Raw genomic sequence first — 18,458 nt, 5'->3', positions numbered from 1 at the left:
CTGATGAGCACGCGGCGATGAAGACGTCAACGTAACGACGGTCCGGACGGCACAGCCAGCCTCCCGGGCCGAGTAAGGGAGTGCAGTGGCGAAGGTCCGGGTATACGAGCTCGCTAAGGAGTTCGGCGTAGAGAGCAAGGTCGTCATGGCCAAGCTCCAGGAGATGGGGGAGTTCGTCCGTTCGGCGTCCTCGACCATCGAGGCGCCGGTCGTCCGCAGGCTCACCGAAGCTCTGGGCGCATCCAAGGGTGGGCCCTCCAGAGGCGGCGGTTCGTCGTCTCACAAGCCGCAGCCGCCAAGGGCTGCTCCTCGGCCGGCGGACAGCCAGGCCGGCAACGGCGTCCACGAGGCGCCGACCTCATCCGTTCCGCGTCCGGGTCCGGGTCCCAAGCCCGGTCCGCGTCCGGGCCCCGCGCCGCGTCCGCCGGCGCCCGCGCCCCAGCCGCAACCGCAGCCGGAGCCGGAGCCCCAGGCCGCCGCGCCTGAGCCCAAGCCGCAGGTGCGGCCCGAGGCGGCTCGTGGCGAGACGCCCGCGGCTCCGCAGGCCCGCTTCGACAGCGGCACGCGCCCGGCGGCGTCCGGTCCGCGTCCCGGTCCGGCGGCCCGTCCCGGTCCCAAGCCGGGTCCGGCGGCGCCCCGTCAGAGTGGTGGGCCCGCCGGTGGCGGTCCCGGCCAGGCCGGTCGTCCCGGCGCTCCTGCCGGTGGCGGTGGCGGCGGTGCCCGTCCGGGTCCCGGTCCCAAGCCGGGTCCGCGCGGCCCGCGTCCGGGCAACAACCCGTTCTCCTCCAACGCCAGCGGCATGGGCCAGTCCCGGCCGCCGCGTCCCGGAGGCAACCGTGAAGGCGGCGGCGGACCGGCAGGTCCGCGCGAGCGTCGTGACGGCCCGCCCCGTGAGGGCGCGGGTCCGCGTCCGCCGCAGAGTCGTGCCGGTGGCGACGCGCGGCCGGGTGCGCCCGGTCCGCGTCCGGGTCCGCCCGGCGCCGCGGGTCCGCGTCCCGGTCCTGGTGCGGGTGGTCCCCGCCCGGGTGGTCCGCGTCCCAACCCGATGATGATGCCGCAGGGCCGTCCTGCCGGCCCCGGTGGCGGTGGCGGCGGAGGCCGTCCCGGCGGCGGTGGCGGTGGCGGTCGTCCCGGTGGCGGTGGCGGCGGAGGCCGTCCCGGCGGCGGCGGTGGCGGCGGCGGTCGTCCCGGTGGCGGTGGCGGCGGTTTCGCCGGTCGCCCGGGTGGCGCCGGCACCGGTCAGCGTCCGGGCGCTCCGGGTGGTTTCGCCGGTCGTCCCGGCGGCGGTGGCCGCGGTCGCGGCGGCGGTACGGCGGGTGCCTTCGGGCGTCCCGGCGGCCGTCCCACGCGTGGCCGCAAGTCCAAGCGTCAGAGGCGCCAGGAGTTCGACAACATGTCGGCGCCGGCGATCGGCGGTGTGCAGGTCTCGCGCGGTAACGGCGCGACGATCCGTCTGCCGCGCGGAGCCTCGCTGGCGGACTTCGCCGACCGGATCGGGGCCAACCCGGCCGCGCTGGTGCAGATCATGCTGCACCTCGGCGAGATGGTGACCGCCACCCAGTCGGTCAACGAGGAGACGCTGCAGCTGCTCGGCGCCGAGCTGGACTACAACATCCAGGTCGTCAGCCCGGAGGAGGAGGACCGCGAGCTTCTCGAGGCCTTCGACATCGAGTTCGGCGAGGACGAGGGCGACGAGGCCGACCTGGCCGCGCGTCCGCCGGTCGTGACCGTCATGGGTCACGTCGACCACGGTAAGACCAAGCTGCTCGACGCCATCCGCAAGACCAACGTGGCGGCGCGCGAGGCCGGTGGCATCACCCAGCACATCGGTGCTTACCAGGTCGCCGCCGAGCACGAGGGCCAGGAGCGCAAGGTCACCTTCATCGACACCCCGGGTCACGAGGCGTTCACCGCCATGCGTGCCCGTGGTGCCAAGGCGACCGACATCGCGGTGCTGGTGGTCGCGGCCGACGACGGCGTCAAGCCGCAGACGATCGAGGCGCTCAACCACGCCCAGGCGGCCGACGTGCCGATCGTGGTCGCGGTCAACAAGGTCGACAAGGAGGGCGCCGACCCCAACAAGGTCAGGGCCCAGCTCACCGAGTACGGCCTGGTGGCCGAGGAGTTCGGTGGCTCGACGATGTTCGTCGACATCTCGGCCAAGAACGGCACGGGCATCGACAACCTCCTCGAGGCGATCATCCTGACCGCCGACGCCGAGCTCGACCTGCGGGCCAACCCGACGATGGACGCGCAGGGCCTGGCGATCGAGGCACACCTCGACAAGGGCCGCGGCCCTGTCGCCACCGTCCTGGTCCAGCGCGGCACGCTCCGCGTCGGCGACTCCATCGTCTGTGGCGAGGCCTTCGGCCGCGTCCGGGCGATGCTCGACGACAACGGCGACGCGGTCGAGGAGGCCACGCCGTCCCGTCCGGTCCTGGTGATGGGTCTGACGGCCGTGCCGGGCGCCGGCGACAACTTCATCGTTGTCACCGACGACCGGATGGCTCGCCAGATCGCCCAGCAGCGCGCGGCGCGCAAGCGCAGCGCCGACATGGCGAAGTCGAGCCGTCGTCTCACCCTCGAGGAGCTGTTCAGCAACCTCGAGAAGGGGCGCGTCGACGAGCTCAAGCTCATCATCAAGGGCGACGTCTCCGGTTCGGTGGAGGCGCTGGAAGACGCCCTGCTCAAGATCGACGTCGGCGACGAGGTCAGGCTCCGTGTCCTGCACCGCGCCGTCGGTGCGATCACCGAGTACGACGTCAACCTGGCCGTCGCCGACGACAACGCGGTCATCATCGGCTTCAACGTCCGCCCCGAGCCTCGGGCGCGCGACCTGGCCGAGCGCGAAGGCGTCGACATCCGCTACTACTCGGTCATCTACCAGGCGATCGAGGAAATCGAAGCGGCGCTCAAGGGCATGCTCAAGCCCGAGTTCGAAGAGGTCCAGATGGGCACGGCGGAGGTCCGCGAGATCTTCAAGGTGCCGAAGATCGGCAACGTCGCCGGTTCGCTGGTCCGCTCCGGCGTGATCGTCCGCAACAGCAAGGCCAGGATCATCCGCGACGGCGTCGTCGTGGCGGACAACCTGACCGTCTCGTCGCTGCGCCGGTTCAAGGAGGACGCGACCGAGGTGCGTGACGGCTTCGAGTGCGGTATCGGTGTCGGCTACAGCGACATCAGGATCGACGACGTCATCGAGACGTTCGAGATGCGGGAGAAGCCGCGGGCCTGACCCGTGGCCGGGCGCCCGGCGGATCATCCGCCGGGCGCCCTCCGCACGCTCTGATCTGGTCGCCACCGCACCAGGACCGGCGTGCTTCAGACTCCAAGGCAAGCGGTGGTTGCCAACCATGTATGTGGGTGCCCTTACCCTGGACATCCTGCTCGGCGATGTGCATTCGCTGAAGCAGAAGCGATCCGTCGTACGTCCGCTGGTCGCCGAGGTGCTACGGCGCTTTCCGGCCGTCGCCGTGGCCGAGACCGGCCACCTCGACCTGCACCGCAGAGCCGAGGTCGGCATCGCGGTCGTCTCCGGCTCAGTGGACAACTGCAAAGAGGTCATGGACGCCTGTGAGCGCCTGGTGGCCTTCCGCCCTGAAATCGAGCTGCTGTCGGCCAGGCATCGGATCTACAACGACGAAGAGTGAACGACCGCACGACGGCCTGTCGTGCCTGAGGGGGGAGCGAACATGGTGGATGCACCACGAGCGCGCAAGCTTGCCGATCGCATCCAGCAGATCGTCGCCGAGATGCTGGAGCGCCGGATCAAGGACCCGCGTCTGGGCTTCGTCACCGTGACCGACACGAGGATCACGCCTGATCTGCGCGAAGCCACGGTGTTCTACACGGTGTTCGGCTCCGACGCCGAGCGCGCCGACAGCGCGGCCGCGCTGGAGAGCGCCAAGGGTGTCATCCGGTCCGAGGTGGGCCGCCAGACCGGCGTGCGCTTCACCCCGACGCTGGCGTTCAAGCATGACCCGCTGCCCGACAGCGCCCGCCAGCTCGACGACCTGATCAACGCCGCCAAGGCGCGGGACGCCGAAGTGGCGCGGCGGGCCGCGGGCGCCGAATACGCCGGCGAGCCCGACCCGTACAAGAAGCCCGACGAGGAAGACGACGAGCAGGCGGGACACCCCGCGCCGTGACGCCCGACGTGCGCGACAGGCTCGACCGCCCGCCCCGCGTGACCCCGGGCACGGCGCAGCCGACAGGCTCGCCCGTGCCCGAGGCGGCGTGGAGCCGGGCGCTCCAGCTGATCTCGCAGGCCGACGAGGTGGCCCTGGCCTGTCACGTGTCGCCCGACGGCGACGCGCTCGGCTCGATGCTGGCCGTCGGCTTCCTGCTGCGGTCGATGGGCAAGCGCGTCGCCGCCTCCTTCGGCGACCGTGACTTCATCGTGCCGCGGCTGCTCGGCTTCCTGCCCGGCCAGGACATGCTGGTGCCGCCGGCCGACTATCCGGCGGCGCCCGACCTGATGATCACCTTCGACTCCCCGTCGATCGGCCGGCTGGGCGTGCTCGCCGACAGCGTCCGGAGGGCTCGTGAGGTCATCGTGGTCGACCACCACCCGTCCAACGACGGGTTCGGCACGCTCGACCTCATCGACCCCAGCTCGGCGGCCACCGCCATGCTGGCCGAGCAGCTGATCTACCGGCTCGGCGGCGGGCTCGACCACGACATTGCCACCTGCCTGTACGCGGGCCTGGTGACCGACACCGGGTCGTTCAAGTACTCCTCCACCACCCCCGCCGTGCACCAGATGGCGGCCCGCCTGGTCGCCACCGGCCTGCGTACCGAGGAGATCGCCAGAGAGCTGTGGGACCGTTCCCCGTTCGGTTACCTCAAGGTGCTGGGCGCGGCGCTGGAGCGGGTGCGGCTGGACGACGGCCTGGTGTGGACGTACGTCACCCGCGTCGACAGGGCCGCTCACGGTCTGCCGTACTCCGAGCTCGAAGGCATCATCGACGTCGTGCGGCGCACTGACGAGGCCCAGGTGGCCGCCGTCCTGAAAGAGGACGACCAGGGCGCGTGGCAGGTGTCGACCAGGTCCAAGGGCCACGTCGACGTGGCGGCGATCTGCGCCGCGCTGGGCGGCGGCGGTCACCACAGCGCGGCCGGGTTCACCTCGCACGAAGGCGTCGAGGAGACCATGGCGAAGTTCCAGGAACTGCTGAGAGAGGCTTGATGGCCGAAAGCGGCTTGATCATCGTCGACAAGCCCGCCGAGTGGACGTCCCACGACGTGGTGGCCAAGCTCCGCCGCTTCGCGGGCACCCGCCGCGTCGGGCACGCCGGCACGCTCGACCCGATGGCGACGGGCGTGCTGGTGGTGGGCGTGGAGAAGGCGACCAGGCTGCTCGGGCACCTGGCGCTGACGGAGAAGGTATACGCCGCCACCATGCGGCTGGGCGTGACCACCAACACCGACGACGCCCAGGGCCAGATCACGGCCTCGGCCTCCGCCACGGGCGTCACCGCCGAGCGGGTGCGGGACGGCGTGGCCGCGCTCACCGGCGAGATCATGCAGATCCCGCCGCAGGTCAGCGCGATCAAGGTGGACGGTCAGCGCGCCTACAAGCTGGCCCGCGCCGGCGAGGACGTGGAGCTGGCCGCCCGTCCGGTCACGATCCACGCCTTCGAGATCACCGACATCCGGCACCAGGGCGAGGTCGTGGACGTGGACGCCACCGTCCGCTGCTCCTCCGGCACCTACATCCGGGCGCTCGCCCGCGACCTGGGCGCCGGTCTCGGCGTCGGCGGACACCTGACTGCGCTGCGCCGTACCCGCGTCGGACCGTACGACCTGACCAGAGCCAGCACCATCGAGCAGCTCGCCGAGCGGTGCACGGTGCTGCCGATCGGCGAGGCGGTCGCGGCGGCGTTCCCGCGCAGGGACGTCAGCGACGAGGAGGCCCGTGTCGTCAGGCACGGCGGCCGGCTGCCCGCGGCAGGGCTCGGCAAGGGGCCGATCGGCATGTTCGGGCCCGACGGTGAGCTGCTCGCGCTGGTGGAGGAGCAGGGCCGGCTGGCCAAGCCGCTGGCGGTCTTCGTCTCCTAGGCGGGTTTTCTGGCCACCATGAGGTCGCGGACGATCGCCTGGTCGACCCAGTGCTCGAAGTCGGGGTAGGGGACCACGTCGAGGCCGGTCGCGGCGAGGATGCCGGCCAGCTCGTCGCGGCCGCCGCCGTAGGTGTTCCAGGCGATGCCGAGCGCGCCGCCGGGCCGCAGCAGCTCGGCCCAGGCCGGCGCTGCCTGCTTGATCAGCTCCAGCGGGCTGCGGGCCAGCCCGCCGCCGCCCTTGCTGCCGTGCTGCACCCCGTAGGGGGCGTCGGTGACGATCACGTCGAACGAGCGCGGCTTGAAGAAGTCGCGGCTGCGCACGGTGTCGGCGTTGACGACCGACACCTGCTGCGTCTCGCCCGCTTTGTACGCCTCCTTCGACAGCGCGAAGGTGACCGTGAGCCGCCGCCCGATCAGCGCCCGCTCGCGCCGCACCGGCACGGTCTCGGCGGTGTGCTTGAGCCGCTTGTTCTTCAGCCAGGTCTTGAGGAAGCCGGAGTAGGCGTCGAAGTCCTTGCCGTCGACGTCGAGCCCGTAGGCGTCGTAGCCGTACATCAGGGCCTGGTTGAGCGTCGTGCCGCGCCCGCACATCGGGTCGAACACCGACAGCCGGCCGTCGAGGGGGAAGTCGGAGGCCAGCGCGGTGACGTTGAGCAGCAGTTTGGTGAAGTGCTCGTTGGTCTTGCCGGCGTACTTCTGGATGGTGAGCAGGTCACTGCTCAGCCGGTCGAGGGGGCTCATCATGAGCGGCCGCAGCAGCTCGCCCTCCATCCCGAACAGGGCGTAGACCGACGAGAGGTTGGACAGCAGCGCCACATCCGCCTCGTCGAGCGGTCGCGCTGTCGCGAACGTGACGTACGGCAGGCCGCCGATCCGGCTCTCGTCGATGTCCGACACCGCGGCCGTCAGCGCTCTGTCGCTGAAGACGGCCAGCTCGGCGCGGGTGAGCCGGGCGGAGCTCTGGCCGTAGACGCGGTTGAAGGCGGGCAGGATCAAAAGAGCGTAACGAGGCATGGTGGCAACGATGGTACCGCCCTCGGTTTCTGCGAACGGGGACGAGCATGGCAGGCTGGTGGAGGAGTGAACCGCCACAAGCGAATGGGGCCCGGCGTGCGGGATTCGGAGAGATCTGTCGTCACGATCGGCGTGTTCGACGGGGTGCACCGCGGCCACCAGCGGGTGGTCGAGCGGGCTGTCGCCGTCGCACGCGAGTCGGGGCTGCGTGCCGTGGCGCTCACGTTCGAGCCGCATCCGGACGAGCTCGTGCGGCCGGGGCACCGTCCGGCGCGCCTGACGACGCCGCGGCGCAGAGCCGATCTGCTGACGCGGCTGGGCGTGGACGAGGTCCGGGTGCTGGAGTTCACGCCGGCGATGTCGCGGCTCAGCCCGGCCGAGTTCGCCCAGCAGGTGCTCGCCGACGGGCTGCGCGCCGCCTGCGTGGTGGTGGGGGAGGACTTCACCTTCGGCCACCGTGCCGAGGGCGACACCGAGACGTTGCGGGCGCTGGGGGAGAAGTACGACTTCACGGTCGAGCCGGTCATGCTGCTCGACGCGCTCTCCTCCACCGAGATCCGTGAGCGGCTGGTGTCGGGCGACGTCCGGGGGGCCGCCGCCGATCTGGGGCGGCCGCACCGGGTGGAGGGCGTGGTGGTCCGCGGCTACCAGCGCGGGCGTCAACTCGGCTTCCCCACGGCCAACGTGGAGACGCCGCCGCAGACGGCCATCCCGGCGGACGGCGTCTACGCGGGCTGGCTGGAGTGCGTGCCGGTGGCCAACCTGCCGGCCCTTTACGAGGGCGAGCGCTGGCCCGCCGCCATCTCGGTCGGCACCAACCCGACGTTCGAGGGGGTGCCGCGCACGGTCGAGGCGTACGCGCTCGACCGCGACGACCTGGAGCTGTACGGCGTGCACGTGGCGGTCGAGTTCGCGGCGCGGCTGCGGGGCAACACGAAGTTCGACTCGATCGAGGACCTCATCGCCCAGATCCACGCCGACGTCGCCGAGTCCCGCCGCCTCACCTCGTAGGACTCTTCACGGCCGGCGCAGCGACTCCAGCAGCCTGGACAGCGCCGCCAGGGTGTCGGCCAGGTCGTTCGGCCCCGCCGACCGGGCCAGCCACAGCACCGCCTCGTTCATCGCGCCCGACAGCAGGTGGGTGAGCGGGGCGACCGGCTGGGCGGCGATGACGCCCTCCTCGATGAGCGCGGTGAGCGCCTCGGCCAGGTGCCTGGCGGAGGTGGCCTCGTCCATCGCCCGCCACTCGTTCCAGCCCAGCACTGCCGGGCCGTCGATCAGCATGACGCGCTGCACGTCGGGGTCGGCGCCCGCGGTCACGAACGCGGCGCAGCCGGCCCTGAGCTGTGACCAGGGGTCGCTCTCGGCGTCGGCGGCGGCCGCCACCCGGGCCGCCACCTCCTGCTGCACCTCCAGCAGCACCGCGCGGAACAGCTCGGCCTTGCCGTCGAAGTGGTGGTAGAGAGCGCCCTTGGTGACGCCGGACTCGCGCACGATCTCGGCCAGGCCGACCGCGCCGTACCCCCTGCTCGCGAAGAGCCGCCGGCTGACGGCGACCAGCGTGCGCCTGGTGTGCTCCCGCTGCTCGGCTCTGGTCCTCGGCACCGCGCCCCCTTTGACATACCGATGGTACGCGAACTAGCGTACCGTCACATACCGTTGGTATGTGAAGGGGGATGACCATGGAGCTCTATCCAGTGATCTGCACCGACAGGGTGGCCCAGTCCCGGGACTTCTACGTCCGGCTGTTCGGCTTCGAGGTGACGTTCGAGGCGGACTGGTACGTGAGCCTGCGCCGCGGCTCCCACGAGCTGGCGCTGCTCGACCACACCCATCCGACGCTGCCCGAGGCCTACCGCAGGAAGGTCGCCGGGCTGCTGCTCAACTTCGAGGTGGCCGACGCCGACGCCGAGTGGGAGCGGCTCGTCGTGCGCGCGGGACTGACGCCCGAGCTGCCGCTGCGCAGCGAGGACTTCGGCCAGCGGCACTTCATCGTGGCCGACCCCAACGGCGTGCTCATCGACGTCATCACGCCCATCGCGCCTTCCCAGGAGTACGCGGAGCACTACGTTTGACAGCGGGGAGCCCGGGCACCCAGCCCGTGGTGGTAACCTTGCATGTCGGCTCTGTGACGGCGGCGCTGTGCGCTGCCTTGAAGGCCTTCGCCGCGGCGACTGTAGGCACGCACGGTCGTTCGCATCAGGTTTCCATTCGCGCGTGCCCGTAGATGAAGGAGAGCCGTGTCCCTCGACACCGCTGCCAAGAAGTCCATCATTGAGGAATATGCGACGGCCGACGGTGACACAGGGTCGCCCGAGGTGCAGATCGCGCTGCTCAGCAAGCGCATCAGCGAGCTCACCGAGCACCTGAAGACGCACAAGCACGACCACCACAGCCGTCGTGGCCTGCTTCTGCTCGTCGGTCGCCGGCGTCGCCTGCTGAAGTACCTTCAGAAGGTCGACATCGCGCGTTACCGTGCGCTCATCGAGCGCCTCGGCCTGCGCCGATAGCATGAAAGGGAGCGGCGTGACACGCCGCTCCCTTCTCATATGGTCCGGCGAGTCGAGCGGCTTCGCGCCGCGCGCCTGACGTACAACTGAATATCCGAGACACTTAGAGCCCCCGCGTCCGCTCAGCACCATGCGACCCGCGACGCCTGCGGGCCGGTCCTCGGTAGTGGCTTCCGGTAACCAAGACCGGGCGCTTCGATCGAAGACCGGCGCTGCACCTAACGAGGGTGCCGGTGTACAGGGCGCGGGAGACCGACTGACCAAGGAGGTCCCCCGTGGAGGGTGTCCACACAGCCGAAGCCGTCATAGACAACGGCTCTTTCGGAACGCGCACGATCCGGTTCGAGACCGGACGGCTCGCACAGCAGGCGGCAGGCAGTGCCGTCGCCTATCTCGACAGCGACACGATGGTCCTGTCCGCGACCACGGCGTCCAAGAACCCGAGGGAGAATCTCGACTTCTTCCCGCTCACGGTCGACGTCGAGGAGCGCATGTACGCCGCGGGCCGCATCCCCGGCTCGTTCTTCCGGCGTGAGGGCCGTCCTTCCGAGGACGCCATCCTCACCTGCCGGCTCATCGACCGGCCGCTGCGCCCCTCGTTCGTCAAGGGCCTGCGCAACGAGATCCAGGTCGTCGCCACCGTGATGGCGCTCAACCCGGATCACCTCTACGACGTGGTGGCCATCAACGCCGCCTCGCTGTCCACGCAGCTCGCCGGGCTGCCGTTCTCCGGCCCGATCGGTGGCGTCCGCGTCGCGCTGATCGACGGCCAGTGGGTGGCCTTCCCCACCCACCACGAGCTTGAGCGCGCCACGTTCGACATGGTCGTGGCGGGCCGGGTGCTCGCCGACGGCGACGTCGCGATCATGATGGTCGAGGCCGAGTCCACCAAGGACACGCTCAAGCTGGTCGCCGACGGCGCCGTGGCTCCCACCGAGGAGACCGTCGCCGAGGGCCTCGACGCCGCCAAGCCCTTCATCAAGGTGCTGTGCGAGGCGCAGTCGCGGATCGCCCAGGTCGCCGCCAAGGAGACCGCCGAGTACCCGATCTTCCTGGACTACCAGGAGGACGTCCTCGCCGCCGTCGAGTCCGGTGTGAAGAACGAGCTGAGCGCCGCTCTCACCATCGCCGCCAAGCAGGAGCGCGAGAACGAGCTCGACCGGGTCAAGGCGCTGGCCGCCGAGAAGCTGCTGCCGGAGTTCGAGGGCCGCGAGAAGGAGATCTCCGCCGCCTTCCGCTCGGTCATGAAGAAGCTCATGCGCGAGCGGGTCGTCAAGGAGGGCCTGCGCATCGACGGCCGCGGCACCAAGGACATCCGCGCCCTGTCGGCCGAGGTCCACGTGGTGCCCCGGGTGCACGGCTCGGCCCTGTTCGAGCGTGGCGAGACGCAGATCCTCGGCATCACGACCCTCAACATGCTGCGCATGGAGCAGGTCATCGACACGCTCAACCCCGACCGCACCAAGCGCTACATGCACAACTACAACTTCCCGCCCTACTCCACCGGTGAGACCGGCCGGGTGGGCTCGCCCAAGCGCCGCGAGATCGGTCACGGCGCGCTGGCCGAGCGGGCGCTGATCCCGGTGCTGCCGGCCCGCGAGGAGTTCCCGTACGCCATCCGCCAGGTCTCCGAGGCGCTCGGCTCCAACGGCTCGACCTCGATGGGCTCGGTCTGCGCCTCCACGATGGCGCTGCTCGACGCCGGTGTGCCGCTCAAGGAGATGGTGGCCGGCATCGCGATGGGCCTCATCGGCGAGGGTGACACCTACGTCACGCTGACCGACATCCTCGGCGCCGAGGACGCCATGGGCGACATGGACTTCAAGGTCGCCGGCACCAAGGACGTCATCACCGCGCTGCAGCTCGACACCAAGCTCGACGGCATTCCCGCCTCGGTGCTGGCCGGCGCGCTCAAGCAGGCCAAGGGCGCCAGGCTGGCGATCCTCGACGTGATGCAGGAGGCCATCGACTCCCCGGCGGAGATGAACCCGACGGCGCCGCGCATCATCACCATCAAGGTCCCCGTGGACAAGATCGGCGAGGTCATCGGCCCCAAGGGCAAGATGATCAACCAGATCCAGGACGAAACGGGCGCCGAGATCACCATCGAGGACGACGGCACCATCTACATCGGTGCCACCGACGGCCCCTCCGCGGAGGCGGCCCGTACGGCGATCAACGGCATCGCCAACCCGCACATGCCGGAGGTCGGCGAGCGCTACCTGGGCACGGTCGTCAAGATCGCCGCCTTCGGTGCGTTCATCTCCCTCATGCCGGGCAAGGACGGTCTGCTGCACGTCTCCCAGATTCGCAAGCTGCACGGCGGCAAGCGCATCGAGAACGTCGAGGACGTGATGAGCGTCGGCGAGAAGATCCAGGTGGAGATCGCCGAGATCGACCAGCGGGGCAAGCTCTCTCTCGTGCCCGTCGAGGTCATCGAGAAGGAGGCCGCCGAGAAGGAGGCCAGGGGCGACACCGACGAGGCTCAGCCTGAGGCGGCCGCTCCGGCCGGCGACGACAAGCCCCGTGACGACCGCCCGCGCCGCACCCGTACCCGGGTGCGTACCACGCGCAACGACGGGGACGGCGGCGACCGCAACTCGTGACGACCACCACGCTGCATCCCGGCCGGGACGGGGCCGGGGTAGTCAAGCGCACCGTCCTCCCCGGTGGGCTGCGCGTGGTGACCGAGACCATGCCGACCGTGCGCAGTGTCGCGGTCGGCATGTGGGTCGGCATCGGCTCGCGTGACGAGGCCCCGGAGCACACAGGGGCCACCCACTTCCTCGAACACCTGCTCTTCAAGGGCACGCCCACCCGCGACGCCATGGAGATCTCGGCGTCCATCGAGGGCATCGGCGGTGAGATCAACGCCTTCACCGCCAAGGAGTACACCTGCTACTACGCGCGGGTCCTCGACGAGGACCTGCCGGTCGCGGTGGACGTGCTCGCCGACGTGGTGACCAGCTCGCTGGTCACCGACGACGACGTCGAGTCGGAGCGTGGCGTGATCCTGGAGGAGATCGCCATGCACGACGACGACCCGTCGGACGTGGTGCACGAGCAGTTCGCGGCCGCCCTGTACGGCGACACGCCCATCGGGCGGCCCATCCTGGGCACGGTCGAGTCGATCAACATGCTCGGCCGCGACCGGATCGCCGAGTACTACCAGCGCTACTACCAGCCGCCGCGCACGGTGGTCTCGGTGGCGGGCAACATCCGCCACGAGGAGGTCGTCGAGCTGGTCGTACGGGCCTACGAGCGCGCCGGGGCGCTGACCGGCCCCGCCGTCTTCGCCCCGCCCCGCACCAGCGGGCCGGGCGCCCGGACCCGGTCGACGGCCCTGGTCGTCGACCGGCCCACCGAGCAGGCCAACCTGGTCCTCGGCACCAGCGGCATGTCCCGCACCGACGACCGCCGCTTCGCGCTCGGCGTGCTCAACGCCGCGCTCGGCGGCGGCATGTCGTCGCGGCTCTTCCAGGAGATCAGGGAGAAGCGCGGGCTCGCCTACTCCGCCTACAGCTACACCTCCGCCTACGCCGACACGGGCCAGTTCGGCATCTACGTCGGCTGTCTGCCCTCGAAGATCGACGACGTGCTCAAGATCTGCCGCGACGAGGTGGCCCGCGTGGTCTCCGACGGCCTGGCCGACGACGAGATCGTCCGCGGCAAAGGCCAGATGCGCGGTGGGCTCGTCCTCGGCCTGGAGGACACCGGCTCACGCATGTCCCGCATCGGCAAGAACGAGCTCGTCTACGACGAACTGCTCTCGGTGGACCAGGTCCTGTCCAGGATCGAGTCGGTCACCCGCGACGAGATCGCCGAGGTGGCCAGGGACGTCCTCAACAGGCCGCTCACGCTCGCCGTGATCGGTCCGTACGGTGACAAGGACTTCTCCGACGCCATCTCCTGACCTTGGGATATGGTTGACCGTGTGATCAAGGTAGGTGTGCTCGGCGCCCGCGGCCGGGTGGGCGTGGAAGTGTGCAAGGCGGTCGAGGCGGCCACCGACATGGAGTTGGTGGCCGCACTCGACAAGGACGACCCCATCGAGGGGCTCGACGGCGCCGAGGCGGTGGTCGACTTCACCCATCCCGACGTGGTCATGGGCAACCTGGAGTGGGCCATCGCGCACGGCATCCACCCGGTGGTCGGCACCACCGGCTTCGACGCGGAGCGGCTCGACACCGTGCGCGGCTGGCTGGAGCGCTCGCCGGGCACCAACTGCCTCATCGCCCCCAACTTCGGCATCGCCGCCGTGCTCATGATGCACTTCGCGCAGCAGGCCGCCCGCCACTTCGAGTCCGTCGAGATCATCGAGCTGCACCACCCGAACAAGGCCGACGCCCCGTCCGGCACCGCCAGGCGCACCGCCGAGCTGGTATCCGAGGCGCGCGTCAAGGCCGGTCTCGGCGCGATGCCCGACGCGACCAGCGCCGAGCTCGACGGCGCCCGCGGCGCCGACGTCGGCGGCGTGCACGTCCACGCCGTACGGCTCGCCGGCCTCATCGCGCACCAGGAGGTGCTGATGGGCGGCGACGGCGAGATCCTCACGATCCGGCACGACACCATGAACCGCGCCGCCTTCACCCCCGGCGTCCTGCTCGGCGTCCGCCGGGTGGGTGAGCTCCCCGGCCTCACCATCGGGCTGGAGCCACTGCTCGACCTCTAGACAGACGCCGTGCCCACCACCTGGTCAGGTCGCGGGCACGGTGTGAGGAGAGGGTCCCGGCTCCGCACAGCCGAGCCTACGATCATCACACTAATAGCCAGAGGCGGCCGTCACACCGAACATGAGACCGTGTCGGCATGGTGCGATGGGCAGTAGCCGGTGACCTTGCCGGCCTGGTGGCGGTCGAAGTGGCGGCCGACGGGCTGTTCGAGCAGGTGGGGATCACTTTCCCGGCTGGGACGACCATGGTCGAGGAGGTCGACGATCCTGGCACGGTGCTGGTCGACGGCTTCCCGCCCGATGGGTTCGCGATGATCGGCTGGGTCGACGGGAACGTTCATCTGGAACAGCTCGCCGTTCACCCTGACCGGATGCGCCGGGGGATCGGCGGGCGGCTGGTGCGGGCGGTGCTGGATCACGCCTTGGCCGTGGGTGCCCCCGCTGTCACGTTGACCACTTTCCGGGACGTGCCCTGGAACGCGCCCTGGTACGAGCGGCACGGCTTCGAGGTGCTGGGGGAGTCGGAGTGGGGGCCGGAGCTGAGGGCGCTGGTCGAGCATGAGCGGGAGCTGGGCATCGAGGTGGCGCCACGAGTGGTGATGCGCCGGTAGGAGGCGTCCAGGAGGGGCTGAGAGGGTCGCCACGTAGCGCTCGCCGGGCAGGCGGACATGTCAGAGGGTGACGGCCAGGCCGATCGCGAGGAGCAGGCCGTACGCCATCTGGAGTTTGCCCGTCTGCTGCAGTACGGCGATCAGCGCCGGCCCCGCTGCGCCGCCCAGCACGGTGCGCACCGGGGAGATCGCCAGCGGTGCCGCGAGCACGGCGAGCGCCGCCGCGGGCGCGACCACGATCATCGCGAGCGCCACCGCGAACGGCACGATCAGGCAGGTGGCGTAGAGGGTGCGGGTGCGCGGCGCGCCGAGCACGACCGCCAGGGTGCGCTTGCCCACCTCGCCGTCGGAGCCGACGTCACGCAGGTTGTTGACCACCAGCATCGAGCATGACAGCAGCCCGACCGGCACGGACGCCACCAGCGCCGGCCACGAGAGCGCCTCGGTCTGCACGAACGCGGTGCCGGCCACGGGCACCACGCCGAAGAACACGAAGACGGCCACCTCGCCCAGCGCGCGGTAACCGTACGGGCTCTTGCCGCCGGTGTAGAACCAGGCGGCGGCGATGGCCGCCGCGCCCACCAGCAGCACCCACCACGCGCGGGTGGCGATCACGAGGATCAGCCCGAGCACCGCCGCGGCGGCGAAGCTGCCCAGCGCCGCGCCGAGGACCTGCCGGGGTGTGGCCACCCGTGAGCCCACCAGGCGCATCGGGCCGACCCGTTCGTCGTCGGTGCCGCGGATGCCGTCGCTGTAGTCGTTGGCGTAGTTGACGCCGATCTGCAGCAGCAGTGCCACGAGCAGCGCGAGAACCGCGCGCCACCAGTTGAAGCCGCCCTCGCCGATCGCCACCCCGGTGCCGACCATGACGGGGACGACCGCGTTCGGCAGCGTGCGCGGGCGCGCGCCGGCGAGCCACTGACCAGGGGTTGCCATGCGGGAGATCCTCTAGCTGATGTCGGTGGTGAGCCTGACCATGCGGATCGGCCGGCCCATGTCGAGAACGCGCTCGGCCATGTCCTCGCCCCACCCCGCCGACTCCAGGAAGCCGAGAACCGCGTAGTTGTCGGCGAACACCCAGGTGACGATCTGGCGGTAGCCGTCCTCGCGCAGGTGGTCGACCGTGGCGTTCAGCAGGCGGCTGCCATGGCCGCGCCGGACGAAGTCGGGGTCCACGAGCAGCGTCAGCATCTCCGCCACGACGGTCGGGTCGAGGTCGGGGTCCTCGGCGGGAGCGTGTGAGGCCAGCCCGACCACCCGTTCGCCGCCCCGCGGCGTCATGGGCGCGGCATTGCCGCCGGCGCCCAGCGCGGGAAAGCCCTCGGTGTCGAGGATCGTCTCCACCGCGACCAGCACCCGGTGCCGGGAGGTGGGCGGGGCGACGATCGCCTCATCCCACTGCCGTAGCCACATCTTCTCCGCTGCGGGGCCTGTCATCTGTTCGAGAGGACCCTCGGGCAGAAAATCCCGGTAGCCGAGGCGCCAGGCACGGACCTGGACATTCGCCACCTGAAGCACATCCTCGCGCCGGGCCGCCCGGACGCCTACGTCTGCCATCTCGGCCCGCTCCTTCGCCTGCTCTTCGTGCCACAAGGCACGAGTTACACCGTATCGGTGTTTGCACCTTGGGGATGACGCGAACCCTGCTTCCTCGCCCGGTAAGCGCGTGTTTTGGTGCGGTTACCGCAGACCCTCATGGAACACCATGATCGTGATCGATTCTTCGACCCGTCGATGAACGCCCACTGACAGGTCTCCTCCGCGCACACCTTCAGCCGATCCCACGAACCGTCCGTCACCGCCGCCGCGATGCCGGCCAGGGCGCCCGCCACCCCGTCCGCCACCGGCACCAGGCCAGGACGCACGCCGCTCGTCACGCCGCTTGTTATGTCGTTCGTCACGTTGATCGTCACTGTGAGCGGCAGCACCGGCAGCGCCGGCAGGTCGGGCGGCTGCGCACCGGCCTCGCGCCGCAACGCGGCGCGCAGTCCCTCGCGCAGGGCGATCGCGGTCGTCAGATCGTCGTCCGTCGCCCGGTCGGCGGGGCCGATGAGCGCGCGTTCGCGAAGCCAGACGGCCAACTCGGATGAGGTGCCGAGCTCGTCGTTGTCGGCTTCGACGTCGTAGGTGTTCACGAAGTCGCGTACCAACTCCGTGAGCGCCGACATGTGACCACTGTACTGGCTTGTGATCATCCGCACGCGTCGAGGGCCTGGGCCAGCCGGCGTACACCCTCGGCGAGCTCCGCGAGGTTCGCGGCCGCGATGTGGGTGACCCGGATGCGCGGCCCCGGAGGCTCCGACGGGTAGTAGATCCGGCCCGGGCTCACCAGGACGCCGTTGCGCTTGGCCGCCTCCACCAGGGCCCGCTCGTCGGTCTCCGGGGGCAGCCGCAGCCACAGGTGCATGCCGCCGTTCGGCAGCAGGTACGGCTCCGCCTGCGGCATCCGCGCGGCCAGCGCCGCCGCGAGCGCGTCGCGCCTGGTGATGATCTCGGTGTGTACGGCCACCAGGTGCCGTTGCCAGGCCGGTGAGCCGACGAACTCCAGCGCCGTCTCCTGCAGCGGCCGGGCCACGAAGAACGACTCCACGAGCTGGGCGGCCCGCAGCCGGTGCGCCGCGGGCCCCCGGGCGATGACGGCCGCCAGCCGCATGCTCGGCGACAGGATCTTGGTGAGCGAGTGGATGTGGACGACAGTGCCGTGCGCGTCCATGGACATCAGTGACGGTGGCGCCTGCTCGGTCAGGTGATGGGCGTAGTCGTCCTCGATCACGAACGCCCCCGCCGCCCTGGCCACCTCCAGCACCTGCCGCCGGCGTTCGAGGCCGAGCGTCACCCCGGTGGGGTTCTGCAGCGTCGGCTGACAGAAGAACACCCGTGCCCCCGAGACCGCGAACGCCTCCGCCAGCAGGTCGGGCCGTACCCCGTCCCTGTCGATGGGCACCGCCGTCGCGCGCAGCCCCGCCGCCTTGGCCGCCGCCAGTGCCCCCGGGTACGTCGGCGTCTCCACCAGCACCGGCGTGCCGGGAGCGGCCAGCGCCCTGAAGGCGTGGGACAGCGCGGCCTGCCCGCCGCTCACGATCAGCGCGTCGTTGCCCGTCACGTCCCCGCCGGCCTGGGCGGCGAACCAGCCGCGCAGCTCGCCCAGCCCGTTCAGCGGCGGCATCGCCCACGCGTCCGGCCTGCGCACCGCACGGGTGGCGGCGGCCGCGAGTTGCCGGTCGGGCCGGAGCCCGGCGGGCAGGTAGCCGCCGGTCAGCGGCACCGCGCCCTCGGGTGCCACGCGGAGCAGCGCCGCCACCGGCTCCTCGTCGATCACCCGGTCGCCGAGCGCGACCGTCTGCCAGGAGAAGTCCGCGGCGTCGGGCGCCCACTCCCGGCGAGCCGCTACGAAGGCGCCGCTGCCCGGCCTGGTGACCACCCGGCCCTCGGCGGTGAGCTGCCCGAGAGCCCGCGAGACGGTCACCGGGCTCACGCCGTGGCGGCGCATGATCTCCCTGCTGGACGGCAGCCGGTCACCCGGCCGGAGGCGGCCGGCCTCTTCGCGCAGGATCGCGGCGATCTGAGCGATACTGCTATCGTTGTCCAT

Annotated in this window: 18 protein-coding genes; 12 read left to right on the top strand and 6 right to left on the bottom strand. The window is 70.9% G+C overall.

The window, feature by feature from the left end; all coding sequences use genetic code 11:
* Window positions 1-85: 85 nt before the first annotated feature.
* From infB to truB, 5 genes are all read left to right on the top strand, one after another.
* Entirely contained in the window at window positions 86-3,235 is a 3,150-nt protein-coding gene (gene infB / locus ACTMTF_RS11120) for a translation initiation factor IF-2 (RefSeq protein ID WP_441110515.1), read from the top strand.
* A gap of 118 nt (window positions 3,236-3,353) precedes the next feature.
* Entirely contained in the window at window positions 3,354-3,650 is a 297-nt protein-coding gene (locus ACTMTF_RS11115) for a DUF503 domain-containing protein (protein ID WP_441110514.1), read from the top strand.
* Window positions 3,651-3,692: 42 nt separating this feature from the next.
* Window positions 3,693-4,148 carry a 30S ribosome-binding factor RbfA gene (gene rbfA / locus ACTMTF_RS11110; RefSeq protein ID WP_327102359.1) on the top strand — a complete coding sequence of 152 codons (456 nt, stop codon included), beginning with the start codon at window positions 3,693-3,695 and terminating at the stop codon, window positions 4,146-4,148.
* Window positions 4,145-5,188 carry a DHH family phosphoesterase gene (locus ACTMTF_RS11105; protein WP_441110513.1) on the top strand — a complete coding sequence of 348 codons (1,044 nt, stop codon included), beginning with the start codon at window positions 4,145-4,147 and terminating at the stop codon, window positions 5,186-5,188. The genes rbfA and ACTMTF_RS11105 overlap by 4 nt, the downstream gene beginning before the upstream one ends.
* A complete protein-coding gene (gene truB / locus ACTMTF_RS11100) occupies window positions 5,188-6,060 on the top strand; it encodes a tRNA pseudouridine(55) synthase TruB (protein ID WP_441110512.1) in 873 nt (290 codons plus the stop codon). Before ACTMTF_RS11105 ends, truB begins: the two co-directional genes overlap by 1 nt.
* On the opposite strand, the gene ACTMTF_RS11095 is transcribed toward truB, so the two are convergent.
* Complete coding sequence (locus ACTMTF_RS11095; RefSeq protein WP_441110511.1) at window positions 6,057-7,076, bottom strand: TRM11 family SAM-dependent methyltransferase; 1,020 nt, start codon at window positions 7,074-7,076, stop codon at window positions 6,057-6,059. The genes truB and ACTMTF_RS11095 overlap by 4 nt on opposite strands.
* 84 nt (window positions 7,077-7,160) lie before the next feature.
* Between ACTMTF_RS11095 and ACTMTF_RS11090 the strand changes: the two genes are divergently transcribed.
* Complete coding sequence (locus ACTMTF_RS11090) at window positions 7,161-8,087, top strand: bifunctional riboflavin kinase/FAD synthetase (protein WP_441110639.1); 927 nt, start codon at window positions 7,161-7,163, stop codon at window positions 8,085-8,087.
* A 6-nt stretch (window positions 8,088-8,093) separates the two neighbouring features.
* On the opposite strand, the gene ACTMTF_RS11085 is transcribed toward ACTMTF_RS11090, so the two are convergent.
* Window positions 8,094-8,681: a TetR/AcrR family transcriptional regulator gene (locus tag ACTMTF_RS11085; protein WP_441110510.1), complete on the bottom strand. Its 588-nt coding sequence runs from the start codon at window positions 8,679-8,681 to the stop codon at window positions 8,094-8,096.
* 71 nt (window positions 8,682-8,752) lie between these two features.
* Here ACTMTF_RS11085 and ACTMTF_RS11080 point away from each other — a divergent pair, with 71 nt between their 5' ends.
* The 6 genes from ACTMTF_RS11080 to ACTMTF_RS11055 all read left to right on the top strand — a co-directional run bounded on the left by ACTMTF_RS11080 (window position 8,753) and on the right by ACTMTF_RS11055 (window position 14,869).
* The gene (locus ACTMTF_RS11080; protein WP_441110509.1) at window positions 8,753-9,151 is read left to right on the top strand and encodes a VOC family protein; all 399 of its coding nucleotides are present in this window, start codon (window positions 8,753-8,755) and stop codon (window positions 9,149-9,151) included.
* 165 nt (window positions 9,152-9,316) lie between these two features.
* Window positions 9,317-9,586, top strand: coding sequence for a 30S ribosomal protein S15 (rpsO, locus tag ACTMTF_RS11075; RefSeq protein ID WP_189141590.1), 270 nt, complete (start codon window positions 9,317-9,319; stop codon window positions 9,584-9,586).
* Window positions 9,587-9,861: 275 nt separating this feature from the next.
* A complete protein-coding gene (locus ACTMTF_RS11070; RefSeq protein WP_441110508.1) occupies window positions 9,862-12,192 on the top strand; it encodes a polyribonucleotide nucleotidyltransferase in 2,331 nt (776 codons plus the stop codon).
* On the top strand, window positions 12,189-13,499 hold the full coding sequence (locus tag ACTMTF_RS11065; RefSeq protein WP_397009139.1) for a M16 family metallopeptidase: 1,311 nt from the start codon (window positions 12,189-12,191) through the stop codon (window positions 13,497-13,499). The genes ACTMTF_RS11070 and ACTMTF_RS11065 overlap by 4 nt, the downstream gene beginning before the upstream one ends.
* A gap of 21 nt (window positions 13,500-13,520) precedes the next feature.
* Window positions 13,521-14,258, top strand: a complete 738-nt coding sequence (gene dapB, locus ACTMTF_RS11060; RefSeq protein ID WP_397009141.1) for a 4-hydroxy-tetrahydrodipicolinate reductase — start codon at window positions 13,521-13,523, stop codon at window positions 14,256-14,258.
* A 137-nt stretch (window positions 14,259-14,395) separates the two neighbouring features.
* Complete coding sequence (locus ACTMTF_RS11055) at window positions 14,396-14,869, top strand: GNAT family N-acetyltransferase (protein WP_441110507.1); 474 nt, start codon at window positions 14,396-14,398, stop codon at window positions 14,867-14,869.
* 60 nt (window positions 14,870-14,929) lie between these two features.
* Here the strand turns inward: ACTMTF_RS11055 and ACTMTF_RS11050 are convergent, their stop codons facing one another.
* From ACTMTF_RS11050 to ACTMTF_RS11035, 4 genes are read right to left on the bottom strand one after another with little or no spacing between them, the layout of a single operon-like run.
* A complete protein-coding gene (locus ACTMTF_RS11050) occupies window positions 14,930-15,805 on the bottom strand; it encodes a 1,4-dihydroxy-2-naphthoate polyprenyltransferase (RefSeq protein ID WP_441110506.1) in 876 nt (291 codons plus the stop codon).
* A gap of 12 nt (window positions 15,806-15,817) precedes the next feature.
* Window positions 15,818-16,426, bottom strand: coding sequence for an N-acetyltransferase family protein (locus tag ACTMTF_RS11045; protein ID WP_441110505.1), 609 nt, complete (start codon window positions 16,424-16,426; stop codon window positions 15,818-15,820).
* A gap of 44 nt (window positions 16,427-16,470) precedes the next feature.
* Window positions 16,471-17,037: a CGNR zinc finger domain-containing protein gene (locus ACTMTF_RS11040; RefSeq protein ID WP_441110504.1), complete on the bottom strand. Its 567-nt coding sequence runs from the start codon at window positions 17,035-17,037 to the stop codon at window positions 16,471-16,473.
* A gap of 23 nt (window positions 17,038-17,060) precedes the next feature.
* Window positions 17,061-18,458, bottom strand: coding sequence for a PLP-dependent aminotransferase family protein (locus tag ACTMTF_RS11035; RefSeq protein ID WP_441110503.1), 1,398 nt, complete (start codon window positions 18,456-18,458; stop codon window positions 17,061-17,063).

This window comes from Nonomuraea sp. ZG12 (genome assembly GCF_052068115.1).
GTDB lineage: Bacteria > Actinomycetota > Actinomycetes > Streptosporangiales > Streptosporangiaceae > Nonomuraea.
The sequence above is the reverse complement of the archived record's forward strand: the minus strand, read 5'-3'. Positions and strand labels throughout refer to the sequence as shown.